Source organism: Autumnicola lenta (genome assembly GCF_031846515.1).
GTDB classification, from domain to species: Bacteria; Bacteroidota; Bacteroidia; order Flavobacteriales; family Flavobacteriaceae; genus Autumnicola; species Autumnicola lenta.
In genome coordinates this window covers 18,476-35,894 of sequence record NZ_JAVRHO010000025.1, presented here as the reverse complement: position 1 = coordinate 35,894, position 17,419 = coordinate 18,476, and the positions used below count along the sequence as shown (strand labels likewise).

Genomic DNA, 17,419 nt, shown 5'->3' with positions numbered 1-17,419 from the left:
AAAAATATGAGAACGATTAAATCTAAATTTGGACTATTTGGACTACTGTCAATGGTATTGCTAGTAGGATTTCAATCTTGTTCAGAAGACATACTAGAGGAGAAACCAAGGAGTGTTTTTACTCCGGGATTCTTTCAGACTGAACTTGGGGTTCAGGGCGGTATAACCTTTTTATACGAAAATATGAGGTACTTATACGGCCATGAATATTATTTTAGTCTTTTAGAAACAGGAACCGACGAATATACCTACGCTCAAAGTGCTGATAACAACTTTATAGTTCCAGATTTATCAGGTGCTGGTGCTGCTATACAATCAGATACCTATGTAACCGGTATTTCCTGGAACACTGTTTTTCCTGCTATTAATACAGCCAGTGGAATTATAGAAAATGCCGAGGCTGTCGACCTTGATGAATCTCTAATTGCAGAAGCCAGATTTTTCCGTGCGTTTAATTATTTTACGTTAGTTCAGCAATACGGTGGTGTGCCATTAGATCTAGGTTCAGGAGAATTAGAATTTAATAACAATGCAGTTAGAACTTCAGTACGTAATACTGTACCTGAAGTATACACCAGAGCTATATTTCCAGATTTAATTACAGCCGTTAACAATCTACCTGTAAATCCTCGATTAACCGGAACCGTTACCAAAAACGTTGCCCGGCTAGAATTAGCGAAAGCCTACTTAACGTACGGGTGGTGGTTAGAGAATCCAAACAACATCCCGACTTATCCAGAAACTTCCAGAACAGATCCTGACGGACATGATGCGCAATGGTATTTCCAGGAGGCTTATGACCTGGCGGTTGAAGGAATTGAAAATCCAGGCCCTTATGCTTTACAGGAATATTATTATGATATACACCTCGGTTCTAATGATCGTAATAGTGAGTGGATGTTATATGCAGATCGTACTGAAGAAAGCCAGATATACAATGGAGCAGACTTAGGATGGTCTGGTGGGGGTGGTAGTGCCAATATCGCAGTCTGGATGGCAACACCTAATTATACAACTATTAGTGTTGACGGGGTGGCAGCAGTGCAACGTGAAGCAGCTCAAAGCTATGGTAGACCCTGGACGCGAATGGCACCTACAGTTGAAGTATTAACGGAAACCTTTGATAATAAGGATATGGATTCCCGTTATGACGGTACTTTTGTAAGCACTTATAGAGGAAATTGGGATAAAGGCGGCTCACCCGAAGCTACTTTAACGGCTGCTAATGATTTGGAAATAGCTCCCGGTGATGCTGTTGTTTCATTTTTAGATGAACATAACCCAAACGTAGACTACGTGAACGGAGCTAATATTGGTGGCGGAGTAATCCCTGGCAGAGCTGATTATGTTATAAACCCAGATGAAATCAACAGAAGGTTTTATCCTGGCCTATGGAAACATGGAACCTATCGTACCGATAATCAAGGTGGTTTGGGACAACCGAACGGTGCACTCACGCGACCTTTCCCTATAGCTAAATATTCGGAATTTTACTTTGTAGCTGCCGAAGCCGCAGTTAAAGGTGCATCCGGAAGTTATTCTGCTTACGATTTAATCAATGTTATTCGTGCTCGTGCCGGAAATTGGCGCTTTGATAATGGCGAACAGGAAGTAAGAAATGCAGACTTTAGTGATGAATTGGTAGCTGCAACTCCAATGGATATTGATATTGACTACATTCTAATGGAACGGTCACGAGAGTACTACGGAGAGCTAAAAAGATGGTTGGACCTGGTGCGTACTCAAAAATGGGCTGAATTTGCAGGAACTTACACTATTGCCGGCAATGCTGCTACAGATCACGATCCTGAGACGTTTACCAGAACTATTGAAGATTATCATTACTTAAGACCAATACCTCAAGGTCAGTTAGACGATCTTGACATGTCTGAAGCTGAAAAGGATGCTTATCAAAATCCGGGATATTAATAATTGACATTTAATTTGCAATTTGACTTTCTGAACAGGTCAAAGAAATTGATTATACGTAAAAAGGTTGTCTTGAAATATTAGACGACCTTTTTACGTAAATAAAAATTGTAACTATAATAATACTACCATTTAAAGGAATTTGAAATATACCTTAGCCTAATAAATTCTAATGAAAATACTTGGCATCTCTGCATATTACCATGATTCGGCTGCTGCCATTATCTCGAATGGTAAAGTTCTGTATGCCGCGCAGGAAGAACGTTTTACCAGGATAAAGAATGACGCCTCTTTTCCTGAAGAAGCTATTAAATTTTGTCTTAATGAATCTGGTTTTGATTTAGGTGATATCGATGCAATAGCATTTTATGATAAGCCTTTCTTAAAATTTGAAAGATTACTGGAAACCTATTACGCCTTTGCGCCCAAAGGTTTTAAATCATTTGTAAAAGCTATGCCTGTTTGGTTAAAGGAAAAACTGTTTATCAAGCAGATCATAAGAAAAAGATTAAGACAGATAAATAAAGATAGTAAAGTTTCTAAAATTGATATAGTTTTTCCAGAACATCATTTATCCCATATTGCCAGTGCATTTTATACATCACCATTTAAAAAAAGTGCATTTATAACAGTTGATGGTGTTGGTGAATGGACTACAACCTCTTATGGAATCGCTTGTGGTGAAAAAGGAATAGAAGTACTGGGAGAATTGCAATTTCCAGATTCCATAGGTTTATTTTATTCATCATTCACTTATTTCCTGGGATTTGAAGTGAATAAAGGTGAATACAAAATGATGGGACTCGCGCCTTATAGTAATGCAAAGTCTGAAAGGGTGATTCAGTTTATTGATACTATTAAAGAAAAATTAATTGATATTAAAGACGATGGTTCTATTAAATTAAATAAAGATTATTTTGAATACCCCGTTGGATTACGGATGGTAAATCCAAAAAAATGGGAGAAATTGTTTGAATTTAGAAAAAGAAAGCCCCAGGAACCTTTAACCCAAGTTCATGCAGACCTGGCTTTTGCTGTTCAAAAAGTTTTAGAACAAGTGCTGGTTAAAATGATCATACACGTCAAACAACAAACAAATGCCGATTATTTATGTTTGGCCGGTGGTGTTGCTCTTAATTGTGTAGCCAATTCTGTTTTATATCATCAGAAAATCTTTAAAGATATTTATATTCAACCAGCTGCAGGTGATGCCGGAGGCGCAATAGGAGCTGCATTATCAACTAATTACCTTAAGGCAGATTTGACATTTACTGGTTTTAACGAACCCTTTAATAATTATTTAGGCCCAAATTTTTCAAATCTCGAAATTGAAAGAGTTTTGAGGAAAAATAAATGCAACTTTCAATATTTTGAATCCTCAGAACACTTATATAAAGAAATTGCAAATTATATTGCTGAAAAAAAAGTAGTTGGATGGTTTCAGGGAAGAACAGAATTTGGTCCAAGAGCATTGGGTAACAGAAGTATTTTAGCAGATGCAACAGATAGTAACATGCAGTCTAAACTGAATTTAAAAATTAAATTTAGAGAAAGCTTTAGACCCTTTGCCCCAGCAGTATGCGAGGAAGATTATGACACATATTTTGAACAAGGAAAACAGTCTTACTATATGTTATTTACTAATGAGCTTAAAAGATCATTAGTGAAAAAATTACCGAATAATTTTGATGAACTTAGCCTTGAAGAAAAACGTAACTTAGTTAAGTCCAAATTACCTGCAATTACCCATACAGATTTTTCTGCCAGGGTCCAGGTTGTGAAAAAAAGCATGAATCCAAGGTTTTGGAACTTATTACAGGCCTATAAAAAGATTACTGGAAACGGTGTCCTAATTAATACAAGCTTCAATGTCAAGGATGAACCAATAGTTAACACTCCTGAAAATGCTTATTTTTGCTTTATGCACACTGGGATGGATATGTTAGTGCTAGAGAATTATTTAATTGTAAAATAGATGGAGTTTATAAAAGAATTTTTCCTTTTTTTAAAGGAACGAAAAAAGTGGTGGTTGGTGCCTATGATATTAATTTTTGCGATTTTAGGAGGCCTTATATTTATTACAAACGGATCCGCTTTAGCACCGTTTATTTATAGCCTATTTTAATGAAGAAAGAAAAAGCCTATGAAACCATAATTGTTCTGGCATTAGTTGGACTAATTTGTTTTTTAGTCTATGGGAATATCTGGTTAATTTACTTATCTGTGGCATTTTTGGCAATTCCTTTAATTTCAATTAAGGCCGCTTTAATAATCGCACAAATCTGGTTTGGATTTTCTGATTATCTAGGTTTTGTAATGAATTATTTTATCATGTTCATTTGCTTTTATATTTTCTTGGTTCCTTTATCGTCTCTGCAAAGAATATTCGGAAAAAATCAAATTCTGCAAAAAGAGAAGGAAGATTCCTATTTTCATAAAAGGAATCACTTATTTACCAGTAAAGACATTGATAAACCCTGGTAGATAATTTTTTATTTTAATTGCTCTGCCTTTTTAGAATAAAATTCAGCATAATCCATCATATCCATTTTCATACAAATCTCAGCGGCCATTTCGTAAACTTTTGGTTGTTCTGGATATTCAGAAATTAAAGATTGTGCCACACGCAGCGCATTTTTAAAATCGCCCTCATTATTATAGGTATGATAGGCCTGCCTCATTACATCCTCCCATTTCTCCATACCAGAGTAAAGATTGATGGCTTTTCGCTCTTCATAAGTAGGATTCTGAATTGAATGATAACCTCTTACCGGATTTTTTCCAGACATTTCTAAAACATAGGGCCATGATCGCTTTAGGTCTTCTACAATAAACTTTCCTCTAATAGAATCTATTTGAGTTATAGGTATGTCCTGAAATGCATCATCATAAGGAATAAAATTGTCCCACCGGCCTATGAATTGTAGTTCTTCCATTTTGTTATAAATCGCATCAGCTATTAAAAAGTTCCCTTTTATATTAGGATGAACATGCTCTGTCATCAATTCATTATCAATAAATCCGCTCTGCGATTTATCCCGAAACAGTTTCTTTGCATCAACCAGAAACACACCTTCTTTTTCTGACAATTCAGTAATTATATTATTAATTTTTTCGGGTGCCCGGAATCTTAGCAAGTCTAATTCTTTAGCAATTTGCAGATATTTCTTTGCGGAATCCTTTTGCTTATCAATATAATATTGCCCCAATTTGTAGGCAGCTTCAGCATTCTGTTCCCCGATTCTATAAATATTCCCTTTATCGTTTCCTAAAGCCCGCTCAAATTTTTCTTCCTCCATATCATCACTTATGAATGGTGGAATATCTTTTTCATTAGAAACTAGTGTTGATAATAAAACAGGAATATTATTATCCTGATATTTTGATATGATTATATTTAAATTACTTCGGAATTGATCTACACCTGCATGATAAATTTCTGAATCAAACGGGATTTGCTGTTCCCTGGCCATCACTTCCATTAATGTTGTTTCTCCAACCTTATAACCAGCATCAATTTTTGAGGCGAAAATTTTGGAATATGTATTTTCCAATAACTGAAAAAAACGTAAGTTTTTCAACTTTAAATAACTTCTTACTAGAGAAGGATGATTTCCGGTAAAAACAGACGACCCTGCACCTAAAGCACCATAGTATTCATTATGTCCCGCATAAATTATAACAAGATCTGGATTCTGTGCAATTATTTTATCGGTCAAATCCCATAACGTATATGAATTAACAGCGGTAATTCCGGTGTTGATCACTTCGATATTTTTTTCAGGGAACGTCCGGGAAAGCCTGTGTTTAAGTATTCGCGGAAATGAACCATTCTTATAAAATGGAAAACCCACTACGGTGGAGGCACCCTGAACAAATATTCTATACGTATCTTCTGTTTTACTCTTTAAAAAAAGGTCTGATTGATTATCGGAATTAAATCCTGTATTCTTAAAATACTTTTTAGAAATATCAGAATTCATCACATAATATTCGGTGTTATTTTCGGAGGTAACTTTATGGAAAAGCTGGTAGTTTTCACCATATCCAAAAAGTCTGAGCATTACCTCCACCACCAGAATTAGAAGAAACGGGAAGCTAATAGCAATAAGTTTAAATACTGTTTTTTTATCCAAAAGCAATATGTTATTTTAGAAGATCGCTTGCGTCCTATTTTCAAACTAAATTCTTATACTTAAGATTTATATTTTGGCTGCAGAATACAATGGTGGCGTCTTGAGCGAATAAAATTAGGTTTACAATATATTCCAGGTCTTACAATGAAGCATAAATTCAGTTTTTATTTATTTCTACTATTCCTGACATTTTTAGTTTCCTGTAAAGATAAAGGTGAAGTTACAAAGAAACCAACTGTAGGTGACAATCTTTTCACATTGCTATCTAATGATCAAACCAATATTCATTTTGAAAACTCCGTAGAGGAAACTTCTGATTTTAATGTTCTCAACTATTACTACGCCTATAACGGTGGTGGTGTTGCCATAGGAGACGTAAATAATGACGGATTACAGGACATCTATTTTACCTCTAACCAGAAATCCAATAAGCTATATATTAATAAGGGAGATTTTAAATTTCAAGATAATACAGAGGCTGCCCATGTAGAAGATTCTGAAGGATGGACCACAGGTGTAAATATGATAGATATCAATAATGACGGATGGATGGATCTTTATGTTTGTAAATCGGCATCATTAACCAACAATTCACTCCGTACCAATAAACTTTTCATTAATCAGAGGGATGGAACTTTTAAAGAAGAAGCACAAAAATGGGGGCTGGATAACGACGGTTTTTCAATACAATCTTACTTTTTTGATTATGATAAGGATGGCGATTTAGACATGTATCTAATTAATCACCGAGTCGATTTTCTTAATTCTGTTAATCTCGCAGCAATTCTGGAAGACGAAGATTTTTTTTCACAAACCTCAGATCATCTCTTTAGAAATGACGGCAATAAATTTACCGATGTTACCATCGATAGCGGAATAATGAATAAAGAATTTAGTTTGAGTGCCGCAATAGGTGACTATAACAACGATGGTTGGCCAGATGTATATGTTGCCAACGATTTTATTACTCCAGATAAATTATACATTAATAACAAAAACGGCACTTTTATTAATCAAATAGATACACGTGTAAAACACACTTCATACAGTAGTATGGGCTCTGATATTGCCGATATTAATAATGATTTATTACCAGATTTATTGGTTCTAGATATGTCTGCAGAAGACCATAGCAGAGGGAAGCAGAATATGCCGAGCATGAACACCAGTGGTTTTTGGTGGATAGTTAATTCAGGATACCATTATCAATATATGTCCAACATTCTTAATCTAAATAACGGGAATGGATATTTTAGTGACATAGCTCAATTTGCAGGACTTTCAAAAACCGATTGGAGTTGGGGACCACTGATTGCAGATTTTGATGGTGATGGTTTTAAAGATGTATTTGTTACGAACGGAATTAAACGAGAAATAGCAAATCAGGATTTTGGAAATTTTTTGGACACACAACAAGATTCTATTAAAGATATGTCCATTGAACAAATCTTGAACAGAATGCCTTCGGAAAAGCTTCAAAATTATGCTTTTAAAAATAATGGTAATCTGTCGTTTAGTAAGGAAATTAAAAATTGGGGATTCACTAAAGCCGTAAATTCAAACGGCGCAGCATATGCAGACCTGGACAATGACGGTGATTTGGATATTATCATCAATAATCTTGAAGATAAGGCTGGTATTTATCGAAACAATTCCACGAGCAATTTTCTAAATATAAATCTAATTGGCGGTAAAAATAATGTCACCGCAATTGGAAGTAAGGTCAAGTTGTTTACTGATAGTTCCATGCAATACCAGGAATTGTTTCTTTCGAGAGGATATCAATCTTCTGTTTCTCCCATTTTAAACTTTGGTATTGGTGAAGAAACCAATATTAAACGGGTAGAAATTATATGGAATAACGGAAGCATCTCAATAAAGGAGAATGTAGAGGCAAATCAAACACTTACGTTTCATCAAAAAGAATCTAAGTCCGACGTAAATCACTCAAAATACAAATTTTCTAATAATTTCACCAGGGTAAGTCCAGAGCATTTGGGCTTAAACTATAGACACCATGAGAATGAATATAATGATTTTTCCCGCCAGGTGCTTTTGCCTCAAAAACAATCTCAAAAAGGTCCAGCCTTTGCAGAAGCTGATGTAAATAAAGATGGCTTAGCCGATCTATACCTCGGAGGTGCATTAGATCAGCCTGCGGAACTATATATCCAGAATCCGGATGGCAGATTTCAGAAAAAAAAGATAGCCATTTTTGAAAAAGATAAAAAATATGAAGATAATGGAGCACATTTTTTTGACGCCAACAATGATGGCAATCTGGACCTTTACGTCACCAGCGGCGGCTACGAATTAAAAGAAAATGATCCTTTACTACAGGACAGGCTTTATTTAAATGATGGTTGTGGCAACTTTTCTAAATCTTACAATTTGCCTACCATGTTAACCAGTACTAAAGCCGTTACTTCTTTAGACTATGATCACGATGGGGATTTAGATTTGTTTGTGGCCGGACACCTAATTCCAGGTAAGTATCCCTTACCACCCAAGTCCTATGTGTTGCAAAACACCAATGGCGTATTTACTGTTGTCACTAAAGAGGTTGCGCCAAATTTTTCAGAAATAGGAATAGTAAACGACTTAATTTTTAGTGATTACGATAACGATAGTGATTTAGATTTAATGGTTGCCGGAGAGTGGATGCCAATTATCGTTTTTGAGAATGTAGATAAACAATTTTTATTAGCAAATGTACGATCCCTGGAAAATACTGGGGGCTGGTGGAATACAATTGCCGAAATTGATTTTGATAACGACGGTGATATGGACTATTTCGCAGGTAATATTGGAGGAAACAACAAATATCATCCTACAGAAGAAAAGCCACTATATATCTACGGAAAAGACTTAGAGGATGATGAGAAGTACGATATGTTTTTGAGCAAACTTTACAAAGGGAATTTAGTACCTGTTCGTGGTAAAGAATGTTCTTCAAGCCAAAATCCTTTTGTGAGTCAGAAAATTCAAACCTATCAGCAATTTGCTAATTCAACATTGGAAGATGTTTATGGAAAAAGAATGCTGGAAAGTTCCTATAAAAAACAGTCTACCGAATTCAAATCTATTTATCTTGAAAATAAAGGAGGTGGGAATTTTGAATTAAGACATCTGCCGAATTACGCACAATTGGGACCAACCATGTCTTTTGCATTTACAGATGTTAATCATGATGGAATAATGGATGTTATTGGCATAGGTGCGATACATGAAGCTGAAGTAGAAACAGTGCGCTACGATTCAAATATTGGATATGTATTGTTAGGTGATTCTAAAGGGGGTTTCAGACCCTATAGAGATATCAATTTCTATAATGACTTAAACGCTAAAAATATGAAGTTGGTTCTAATTAATGAACAGCCTCACATAGTTATTGCAAATAATGACAGACCCCTAACCATCTTTAAAATAAAGTAGGTTTATAATGATATAGTCTCTTTAAAAGGTCATAGGAGGACCATCTTGAATCCTTCTAGTGCCTTTTAATAATTTATCCTATTAGATAAAGTAAGCATAACAAAAAATACGCAATCGATTGTGTCGTAACATTTATTGCGTATATTTATCATATGTTAAGTTCTGAGCAGTAATTGGTTTCAATTTTCTTTTATTTTTTCAGAACTACACCAATATATATGTTTATTTGTGAACAATTAGAGGCACCTAATCCCTTTACAGTTATTGTAAAATAATAATGGCAACTACTATTTTTGAAGATTTCTATGCTTTTATTAAATATGATGACCCATTGATATTAAAATCTAAAGAGATGATAATAGCCCAAAATATGTTTCTGTAAATGAAGAATTTTTTATAGATGAAGAAATAAATCACAACAGTCTATTTTCCACTTAGATAAAAAGATCTGTTTAATTTTCTTATTTGAATAATACTAATTAATGAACTAAAACCATGTTAAAACCTTCAAAATTTGTAAGTTTATTTCTGACAATTATTATAATTGTTTTTGCAACAGGTTGCGAACAAGACGACTCTGTTACTCCCGAAGTAGTTATTAATAGTATGGAACCAGATGAGATTTTTCCTGGTGACCAGGTAAATGTACAAGGGAGTAACTTTAATGAAGTTCTATTTGTTTTTCTTGAAAAGGATCAGATTCCCTTTCAATTAGAGGGGGATGTAATAACTTTCACGATCCCTTCATCTACAAATATTGGGCAAAAAACTATGACTCTGGTTATGCCTGATGGTTACATAGTAACCTCAGATTTAAACGTCATTGCAAGACCATTCCCAATTATTAAATCGTTATCAACTAACGCTGCACAGGAAGGAGAAGAAGTAACAATAACCGGAACATCTCTGGATAATCTTCAGTCCGTAACCATTGGAGAGGTTGAAGCACCTGTTGTTTCGTCAACACCAAGTGAATTAGTCATAACTGTCCCCTCGGGTCTTCAGCAAAATATACCGGCTTCAATTATGGTCGTTACAAATGGTGGAGAGGTAGCATCACCAGGAACATTTTATGTCGGTGAAAATCTACTTCCGAACGGAAATTTAGAATCAGGTGACGGAGATGAGTTTACAAATTGGTCAAAATTTAATGGTGGTGATGAAATGACTGCTACCACAAATGATAGTGAAGCCTATTTTGGCAGATCTTTACGTGCAGTAGGAGCTGGTGGTGATGCCTGGAGAACTCAGTTCGCAAGCGATCTTGTAAATACTGAAATTGGTGTCGAATATACTCTGTCTATGTGGATAAAGGCACAACCGGGAACTCCCGGAGTTGGTGGAAACATAAGATTTTCCACAAATCCTAATGCGCTCTACAGTGGTAATTATGACATAACTTCTGAATGGCAGCAAATTGAGTGGGTGTTTACAGCAAATGCTGGACAAACAAGGGCTGTATTGGACTTAGGTGTTGTTGCAGATGCTGTCTATTATGTTGATAATATCACATTAATTGCTACTGGATTAGGCGGACCCCAACCTACTGAGCTTTTGCTTAACGGCGGATTTGAAGAAGGAGATGGAGATGAATTTGCAAACTGGTCAAAATTGAATGGAGCTGACTTACTAACCGCCACAACCAATGCTGATGAAGTCCATAGTGGTAGTAGAGCATTAAGAGCAGTTGGTGCTGGAAGTGATCCCTGGAGAACGCAATTAGCAAGTGATCTTGTTCCCACAGAAGATGGTGTGGAATATACGATAACTTTATGGGTGAAAGCTGCACCGGGTGCAGGTAATGGTGGTACTATAAGAATGTCCACAACTGGTAATGGAGATGCACAATATCAAGAAGATGTTACCGTGACAACCGAATGGCAAAAAGTTGAATGGCAACTAACGGCAAATAGCACAGAAACTGGTGTTGTTCTAGACTTAGGAGCTACTGAAGACGCTGTTTATTTTGTAGATGATGTAAGTTTTTTAACTCCCCCGGAATAAAACGTTATATTGAATGTGTTTAGGAAGAGGCTGTCATTTATGATGGCCCTTTTGTCTTCGAAAATATTTTTAGCCTATGAAATTAACAAAAATAGACAATCCGATATTTTTGAAAGCAAAAGCTTCTCAATATAGCCCATTGAACCCATGATGCTGCTGAGTTAACACGGATAAATGAAATGGATATTTGAAATTTTGACCTTTCGAAATATTTACAATGCCGAATTGGAAAATATACCCGATCCTTTCTTTCTGGGAATTTTAAAGAATTCTCCCTTCTACCCAAAGAAATATAAAGGACATGAATAAGATAACGACCAGTGGCAAAAATTATTATTTTGTGCCAAAACAAGGATAAAAGTTAAGATTCTTAAAAAGAAGCAGGAGCTAATGTTGGTGTTTAGGTATTTTTTTTAATGAAACCTCATGAAGATTGAGCTTCTGAATTTTTCCTCCTTCGACTATTTTAATATTCTGATTGACCGCAATGTTTTCAAAAACAGAAATAGGCATAGTAGAATGAGGCCAATGAATTTCAATTTTCTTTATAACAGCGGCTTTTCCCAATCCAATTTCGGCCATTAAACTATTGCCCCCAAAACTCGCTCCGGAGTCAACCGTGTTGTAAATCTTTCTTTCCTGGTTATCTTCTTCAACTGTGATGACAATCTTGGCCCCAATAGCAGAGCGATTACTCTTTTTACCTTCTAAAACAATATTGATCCAGTTGTTCTTATTCCCAATAGGATTTTCAAATAGTAAATTTCTAAAGACGTCACCTTCAACCGCTCCCCCCATAACAGCATAAATATCCTGGTCTCCATCCATGTCTAAATCTCCAAAACCGATGGCATGTCCTTTTTGAATGTGTCCAAAACCACCGCTATAGGTAATATCTTCGAAGCTTTCCCCATTCAAATTATGATACATTTTATTGGGTACAATAGAGAAAAAATCAGGATCTCCCGTTGCTAAATAAAAATCTAAAAAACCATCATTATCAAGATCACCAAAATTACAGCCCATTGTAGCGATTGGCTCTGTTAAATTCATTTCTAAAGACACCTCTTCAAAAGTATTATCTCCTTTATTTTGATACAATAGAGGCCTGTATTCTGTAGATCCAGATTTAATGTTTCTAAGTATCATTTCAGAAGGCAAAATTTCCGAAGAAGAATAACCCGAAACAAAAATATCTTCAAAACCATCATTATTGTAATCAAAAAACCAGGTAGGGAAACTTAATTTCGGATTAGAAACCCCCGCATTACCAGCTATTTTAAAAGAAGGTCTTCCGGTTTCTTCAGTAGTATTAATGTACAAAGTATTTGGCCCATCATAATTAGACAAATATAAATCGGGATATAAGTCATTATTAATATCCCCGCTTGCCACTCCTTTGAAGTATCCGGGAACAGTTATTCCCGCGTCTTTGGCTATATTTTTAAAAGTACCATCCCCATTATTTAAAAATAATTCGCAATAACTTTGCTTAGCCTCTGTCCATTCATTGGCTACAAATAAATCGAGCCAGCCGTCCAGATTAATATCCACCCAAACAGCAGTTTGCGTAGGATTCAGTGAATAAATACCGGCGGCTTTAGTAACATCGGTAAATGTCCCATCTCCATTATTTCGCATCAAGGAATTAGGAATTTCACCAAATACAGACAACCAGGCACCTCTTAAAATTATAAAATCCAAATGCCCGTCATTATTAAAATCTGCATGTCTCAAATTCAGTCCTCCTGTAACACCTTCTAGTCCTGAATCGCTCGTTCGGTCAGTAAAACCACCCATTCCATCATTTTCGAAATACCTGATCTGGTCGTTAAAACCCCAAGAGGATGCAATAATGTCTAAGTATCCGTCTCCGCTGAAGTCATCTACACAAGTCCCGCCAGATTTCATATTTACGTCAACTCCTAAAGACATGGCAACATCTGTAAAACGTGGAAATTCTGCGGTATCGGAAAAATAGGATTCAGGAATTCTGAACTCTTCTGGTACATTTTCCGGGTACTGACCTAAGGTCATGCTTGCAATATTCAGTAAGTACTGGGATTCTAAATCATTAGGATTTAAAGCAAGTAGTTCCTTAAGTAAAACTATTGACTGCTGAGCACCATCCTTTACTACATGCTGCGCTTTTCTAGTTAAGGGAATAATACATGATTCTTCGTTATGATTTGCTATACAATTATCCTGTTCTGCTTTTCGCATATAAGCAATGGCAAGTTGCTTTTTAATAAAGTATAATAGTTCAGCTTTTGAGCGTACATTTGTATCTTCTATGATCTCCAATACATGATCTAACACAGCAATTGATTCTTCGGTTTTTCCAGCATTTAGTAATTCTAAACCATAAGTCAACAGCAAATTTAATTTTTCATTCCCCCTGGCTAATTGTACTTTTCTTTCTAAAATAGTTACTTTCTTATTATTTAATATATAAGGAACAGTTTCTATATTAATAGCTGCTACTCTTTGCTTAATATCCTGAATCATATACTCAGTTGAATTTTCTTCTGAGGTATTTCGAATTTGGCCGTCAATAATATTCGAATCCTCGTTTCTTTCAGAGTCCACGCAACTAGAAAGCATTAGGGAAACCAAAATTGAAAATTGAAAAATTCTGATATTATAACAACTCAGCATTTTGAAATATTATTGGAAATTTAAATCATTTTATAAAGGAGTCAAGGACGTACTCCAGAATTCCTGGCTAGCCATTTAAATTATAAAAATATGCTACAAAAGTAGTAAAAATCACACCTTCATAAAAGCTGAATTTGCCTAATACACATATTACCATACAATTAGCTTGATAAATAGTGCTAAGTCAAGACAGGCTTTACAATTCCGAGCTCTTCCGGCACCGAAAACCACACATTCATTTAAATCCGAAAAAAAAGAACTCAATATCGAGGGGTTTTAGTTGATCACCATTTACAAGATAATATTGAAAACATAGAATTTTAATGAAAAACGGCTTTCTAAGATTGCATTCTTATGTAAAGAACACGGGTGAAGGAACTAAGCAAAAACTAAAATAGTTATTAATAAAAAAAAGGTTTGGATTAAGCTTGTGAAAACCGGGCTATCTTATTTTAACTAAAAAACTTCAAATAGCTTCAACAGTACCCACTTTTTTCGTCTCCCTAAGATATACTCAACTGCGAAAACGCGTGGAAATGCGAACAGTACTCCTTAGCAACATCTGGTTTTGTTATGATCAGAGTTTTTGGCTCATACATTTTGGCTTCTACGAACTGTTGAAGATATTAAGAAATTGATAGACGAAAAATCCGCTATGGCGGGTTGATTGTTCTTACCAGAGGAGCAGCGGTACTAAGGAACTATGGAGCTTCACCTCTTAGGCCAGTCACAAGTCCTCTATGAGCAACTTTAGTATTGAAATCCTCGTCATATAGCAGAGCCCAATCTGAACCTCCCTCATATAACCAGCTATCCTGATCTCGAAAGCCCCAAATTGTAATTCCGTATTGCTGATCTGCAGGTACCAATTGGGTATAATTATAGGCAGCACGTTGGTACTGCTCTTCCTGCGCTTGTGCACGTTCTTCGGTAAGTTGAGAGATCTGATCATCATAATTTACTTTTACGTCCAATTCTGAAACATGGACCAATAGACCTGTAGCGGCAACATCCTGAATAGCTGTCGAAAGGTCATCAACCGGCCAGTTGTGATTTAAATGCATTTGCATTCCTATACCGTCAATTGGTACATTGTTACTTTTAAAATTGTTTACCATGTTTAGGATCGCATTTCTTTTTGAAGGTTCTCCTGCAATATTATAATCGTTGTAAAATAATCTGACATCGGGATCGGCGTCGCGCGCCCAGGTAAAAAGTTTGGCAGTGTAATCATCACCCATTCTTTGACGGAAAAGAGAATTTCTCAGAGATGATCCATCCCAGACTTCATTCACCACATCCCAACTTGCCACCACAGGAACTTCCTCTCCGTTGAAGCTCATCTTTTCCTGGGCAAAATGAGAAACCGTTGCTTTAACATAATCCTCAATAAGATTTTCAAATTCCTCATCTGTACCCTCAAAATTTTGCAGCCAGGAGGGAATGGACTGGTGCCACACCAGCGTATGACCATGTACCCTAAAACCATTTTCCTTTGCATAGGCTACGATAGCATCTCCATCACTAAAATCATAATCACCGGGACCTCTGAAAATGTTTGCCATCTTCATATCATTTTCTGCTGTGATACTATTGAATTCCTGACTTAGAACCTCTTTAAATTTCTGATTTGTTGCAGACGTAGAGGCTAATCTGTTTGCAGAGACTATGTTCCCTATCGGAAAATCTGCTATATCTTTAAGATTCTCAGTAGCACTATATAAAAAAGGATCATTTGTATTTCCACCATCCACAGGATCTTTCGGATCTGTAGGTCCCCCTACTTTAGGACCGTTTGTCACATCATCATCTGTACTACACGAAACTACAAGAAAGCAAAAGAGTAGTTTGATTAAATTATTTTTCATAGCATATGTTTTTTAAAAATAAGATCGGTTCATCCCGAAAAAAATCGGGATGAACCGCTTAAATTTTTTAAAATGAATTAGCAATAATCTGTTCAAACAATTCCTGTTTTCCGCTTCGTTGTTGAGGCTCTCCTACTTCTCTTGCAATTTTACTCAAATCCTCAAGAGATAGTTCACCTTTTTCAAATTTTGCTCCGTTACCGCTGTCGAACGAAGAATAGCGATCTTCTCGAAGCTTCTTATACTGTGAATTTTGCAAAATATTGTCAGCACAAATAAGACCTCTGGCAAAAATATCCATTCCCGCAACGTGAGCTATAAATTTATCTTCAAGATCGGTTGAATTACGCCTTACTTTAGCATCAAAATTAATTCCTCCGCCCTGGATCCCTCCACCTTCAAGGATGATAAGCATAGCCTGAGTGATTTCATAAAGATCTATAGGAAACTGATCTGTATCCCAACCATTCTGGTAATCCCCCCGGTTGGCATCTATACTTCCCAACATACCGGCATCAACTGCAACCTGAAGTTCATGTTCAAATGTGTGCCCAGCAAGAGTTCCGTGATTTACTTCAAGATTTAATTTAAAGTCATTTTCCAAACCATGCTGATTGATAAAATGAAGAGAAGTAGCTGCATCAAAATCATATTGATGCTTTGTTGGCTCCATTGGTTTCGGCTCAATAAAGAAAGAACCCTTGAATCCCTGGCTTCTGGCATAATCTTTACAGGTGTTGAGAAAACGTCCCAGATGTTCCTGCTCTCTTTTCATATCTGTATTTAAAAGGCTCATATAGCCTTCACGACCACCCCAGAAAACATAATTTTCTCCTCCAAGAGCTATAGTTGCGTCCAGGGCAATTTTCGCTTGTGCACCGGCATAGGCAAGCACGTCGAAATTAGGATTAGTGGCTGCACCATTCATGTAACGAGGATTGCTAAACAGGTTTGAAGTTCCCCATAAAAGCTTTATCCCGGATTCCTGCTGCTTCTGTTTTGCATACTCCACCATAGTCTGCAGTCTTTTCTCAAACTCGGCAAGAGTAGGAGCTTCATCCACCACATCTACATCATGAAAGCAGTAATAAGGCGTTCCCAGCTTTGTCATAAATTCAAAAGCCGCATCCATTTTATCTTTTGCACGGGTTATAGGATCGTCACTCTTATCCCACTCAAATGTTTCTGTACCAGGACCAAAAGGATCACTCCCTGTATTATTAAATGTGTGCCAGTACGCTGTAGCAAACCTCATATGCTCTTTAAGCGTTTTTCCTGCCACAACTTTATTCTCATCATACCATTTAAAAGCTAAAGGATTATCACTGTCCCTGCCCTCATACTTGATTTGATCAATGTCCTTAAAAAATTCACTTTTTGATTTCATAA

Annotated in this window: 10 protein-coding genes; 6 read left to right on the top strand and 4 right to left on the bottom strand. The window is 36.1% G+C overall.

The window, feature by feature from the left end:
- Positions 1 to 6 precede the first annotated feature (6 nt).
- From RM545_RS14900 to RM545_RS14885, 4 genes are all read left to right on the top strand, one after another.
- Positions 7 to 1,929 (top strand): RagB/SusD family nutrient uptake outer membrane protein, encoded by a 1,923-nt coding sequence (locus RM545_RS14900; protein ID WP_311496084.1) that lies wholly within the window; start codon positions 7 to 9, stop codon positions 1,927 to 1,929.
- Between the two features lie 172 nt (positions 1,930 to 2,101).
- Positions 2,102 to 3,904: a carbamoyltransferase family protein gene (locus tag RM545_RS14895; RefSeq protein WP_311496083.1), complete on the top strand. Its 1,803-nt coding sequence runs from the start codon at positions 2,102 to 2,104 to the stop codon at positions 3,902 to 3,904.
- Positions 3,905 to 4,054, top strand: coding sequence for a DUF5989 family protein (locus RM545_RS14890; RefSeq protein ID WP_311496082.1), 150 nt, complete (start codon positions 3,905 to 3,907; stop codon positions 4,052 to 4,054).
- The gene (locus RM545_RS14885) at positions 4,054 to 4,413 is read left to right on the top strand and encodes a hypothetical protein (protein ID WP_311496081.1); all 360 of its coding nucleotides are present in this window, start codon (positions 4,054 to 4,056) and stop codon (positions 4,411 to 4,413) included. The genes RM545_RS14890 and RM545_RS14885 overlap by 1 nt, the downstream gene beginning before the upstream one ends.
- An 8-nt stretch (positions 4,414 to 4,421) precedes the next feature.
- On the opposite strand, the gene RM545_RS14880 is transcribed toward RM545_RS14885, so the two are convergent.
- On the bottom strand, positions 4,422 to 6,065 hold the full coding sequence (locus RM545_RS14880; RefSeq protein ID WP_311496080.1) for an SGNH/GDSL hydrolase family protein: 1,644 nt from the start codon (positions 6,063 to 6,065) through the stop codon (positions 4,422 to 4,424).
- A gap of 144 nt (positions 6,066 to 6,209) precedes the next feature.
- Here RM545_RS14880 and RM545_RS14875 point away from each other — a divergent pair, with 144 nt between their 5' ends.
- Both RM545_RS14875 and RM545_RS14870 read left to right on the top strand, forming a co-directional pair.
- Positions 6,210 to 9,500 (top strand): VCBS repeat-containing protein, encoded by a 3,291-nt coding sequence (locus tag RM545_RS14875; RefSeq protein WP_311496079.1) that lies wholly within the window; start codon positions 6,210 to 6,212, stop codon positions 9,498 to 9,500.
- A 495-nt stretch (positions 9,501 to 9,995) separates the two neighbouring features.
- On the top strand, positions 9,996 to 11,504 hold the full coding sequence (locus RM545_RS14870) for a carbohydrate binding domain-containing protein (protein WP_311496078.1): 1,509 nt from the start codon (positions 9,996 to 9,998) through the stop codon (positions 11,502 to 11,504).
- A 387-nt stretch (positions 11,505 to 11,891) separates the two neighbouring features.
- Here RM545_RS14870 and RM545_RS14865 read toward each other — a convergent pair whose 3' ends face one another.
- The 3 genes from RM545_RS14865 to xylA all read right to left on the bottom strand — a co-directional run bounded on the left by RM545_RS14865 (position 11,892) and on the right by xylA (position 17,417).
- Positions 11,892 to 14,012, bottom strand: coding sequence for a CRTAC1 family protein (locus RM545_RS14865; protein WP_311496077.1), 2,121 nt, complete (start codon positions 14,010 to 14,012; stop codon positions 11,892 to 11,894).
- 851 nt (positions 14,013 to 14,863) lie between these two features.
- Positions 14,864 to 16,030 carry an endo-1,4-beta-xylanase gene (locus tag RM545_RS14860; RefSeq protein WP_311496076.1) on the bottom strand — a complete coding sequence of 389 codons (1,167 nt, stop codon included), beginning with the start codon at positions 16,028 to 16,030 and terminating at the stop codon, positions 14,864 to 14,866.
- A 67-nt stretch (positions 16,031 to 16,097) separates the two neighbouring features.
- Positions 16,098 to 17,417: a xylose isomerase gene (gene xylA / locus RM545_RS14855; protein ID WP_311496075.1), complete on the bottom strand. Its 1,320-nt coding sequence runs from the start codon at positions 17,415 to 17,417 to the stop codon at positions 16,098 to 16,100.
- Positions 17,418 to 17,419: the final 2 nt, after the last annotated feature.

Coding starts and splice junctions, on each gene's coding strand:
- RM545_RS14870 (WP_311496078.1), top strand. CDS start 9,996: ATGTTAAAACCTTCAAAATTTGTAAGTTTATTTCTGACAATTATTATA.
- RM545_RS14875 (WP_311496079.1), top strand. CDS start 6,210: ATGAAGCATAAATTCAGTTTTTATTTATTTCTACTATTCCTGACATTT.
- RM545_RS14860 (WP_311496076.1), bottom strand. CDS start 16,030: ATGAAAAATAATTTAATCAAACTACTCTTTTGCTTTCTTGTAGTTTCG.
- RM545_RS14895 (WP_311496083.1), top strand. CDS start 2,102: ATGAAAATACTTGGCATCTCTGCATATTACCATGATTCGGCTGCTGCC.
- RM545_RS14865 (WP_311496077.1), bottom strand. CDS start 14,012: ATGATTCAGGATATTAAGCAAAGAGTAGCAGCTATTAATATAGAAACT.
- xylA (WP_311496075.1), bottom strand. CDS start 17,417: ATGAAATCAAAAAGTGAATTTTTTAAGGACATTGATCAAATCAAGTAT.
- RM545_RS14885 (WP_311496081.1), top strand. CDS start 4,054: ATGAAGAAAGAAAAAGCCTATGAAACCATAATTGTTCTGGCATTAGTT.
- RM545_RS14900 (WP_311496084.1), top strand. CDS start 7: ATGAGAACGATTAAATCTAAATTTGGACTATTTGGACTACTGTCAATG.
- RM545_RS14890 (WP_311496082.1), top strand. CDS start 3,905: ATGGAGTTTATAAAAGAATTTTTCCTTTTTTTAAAGGAACGAAAAAAG.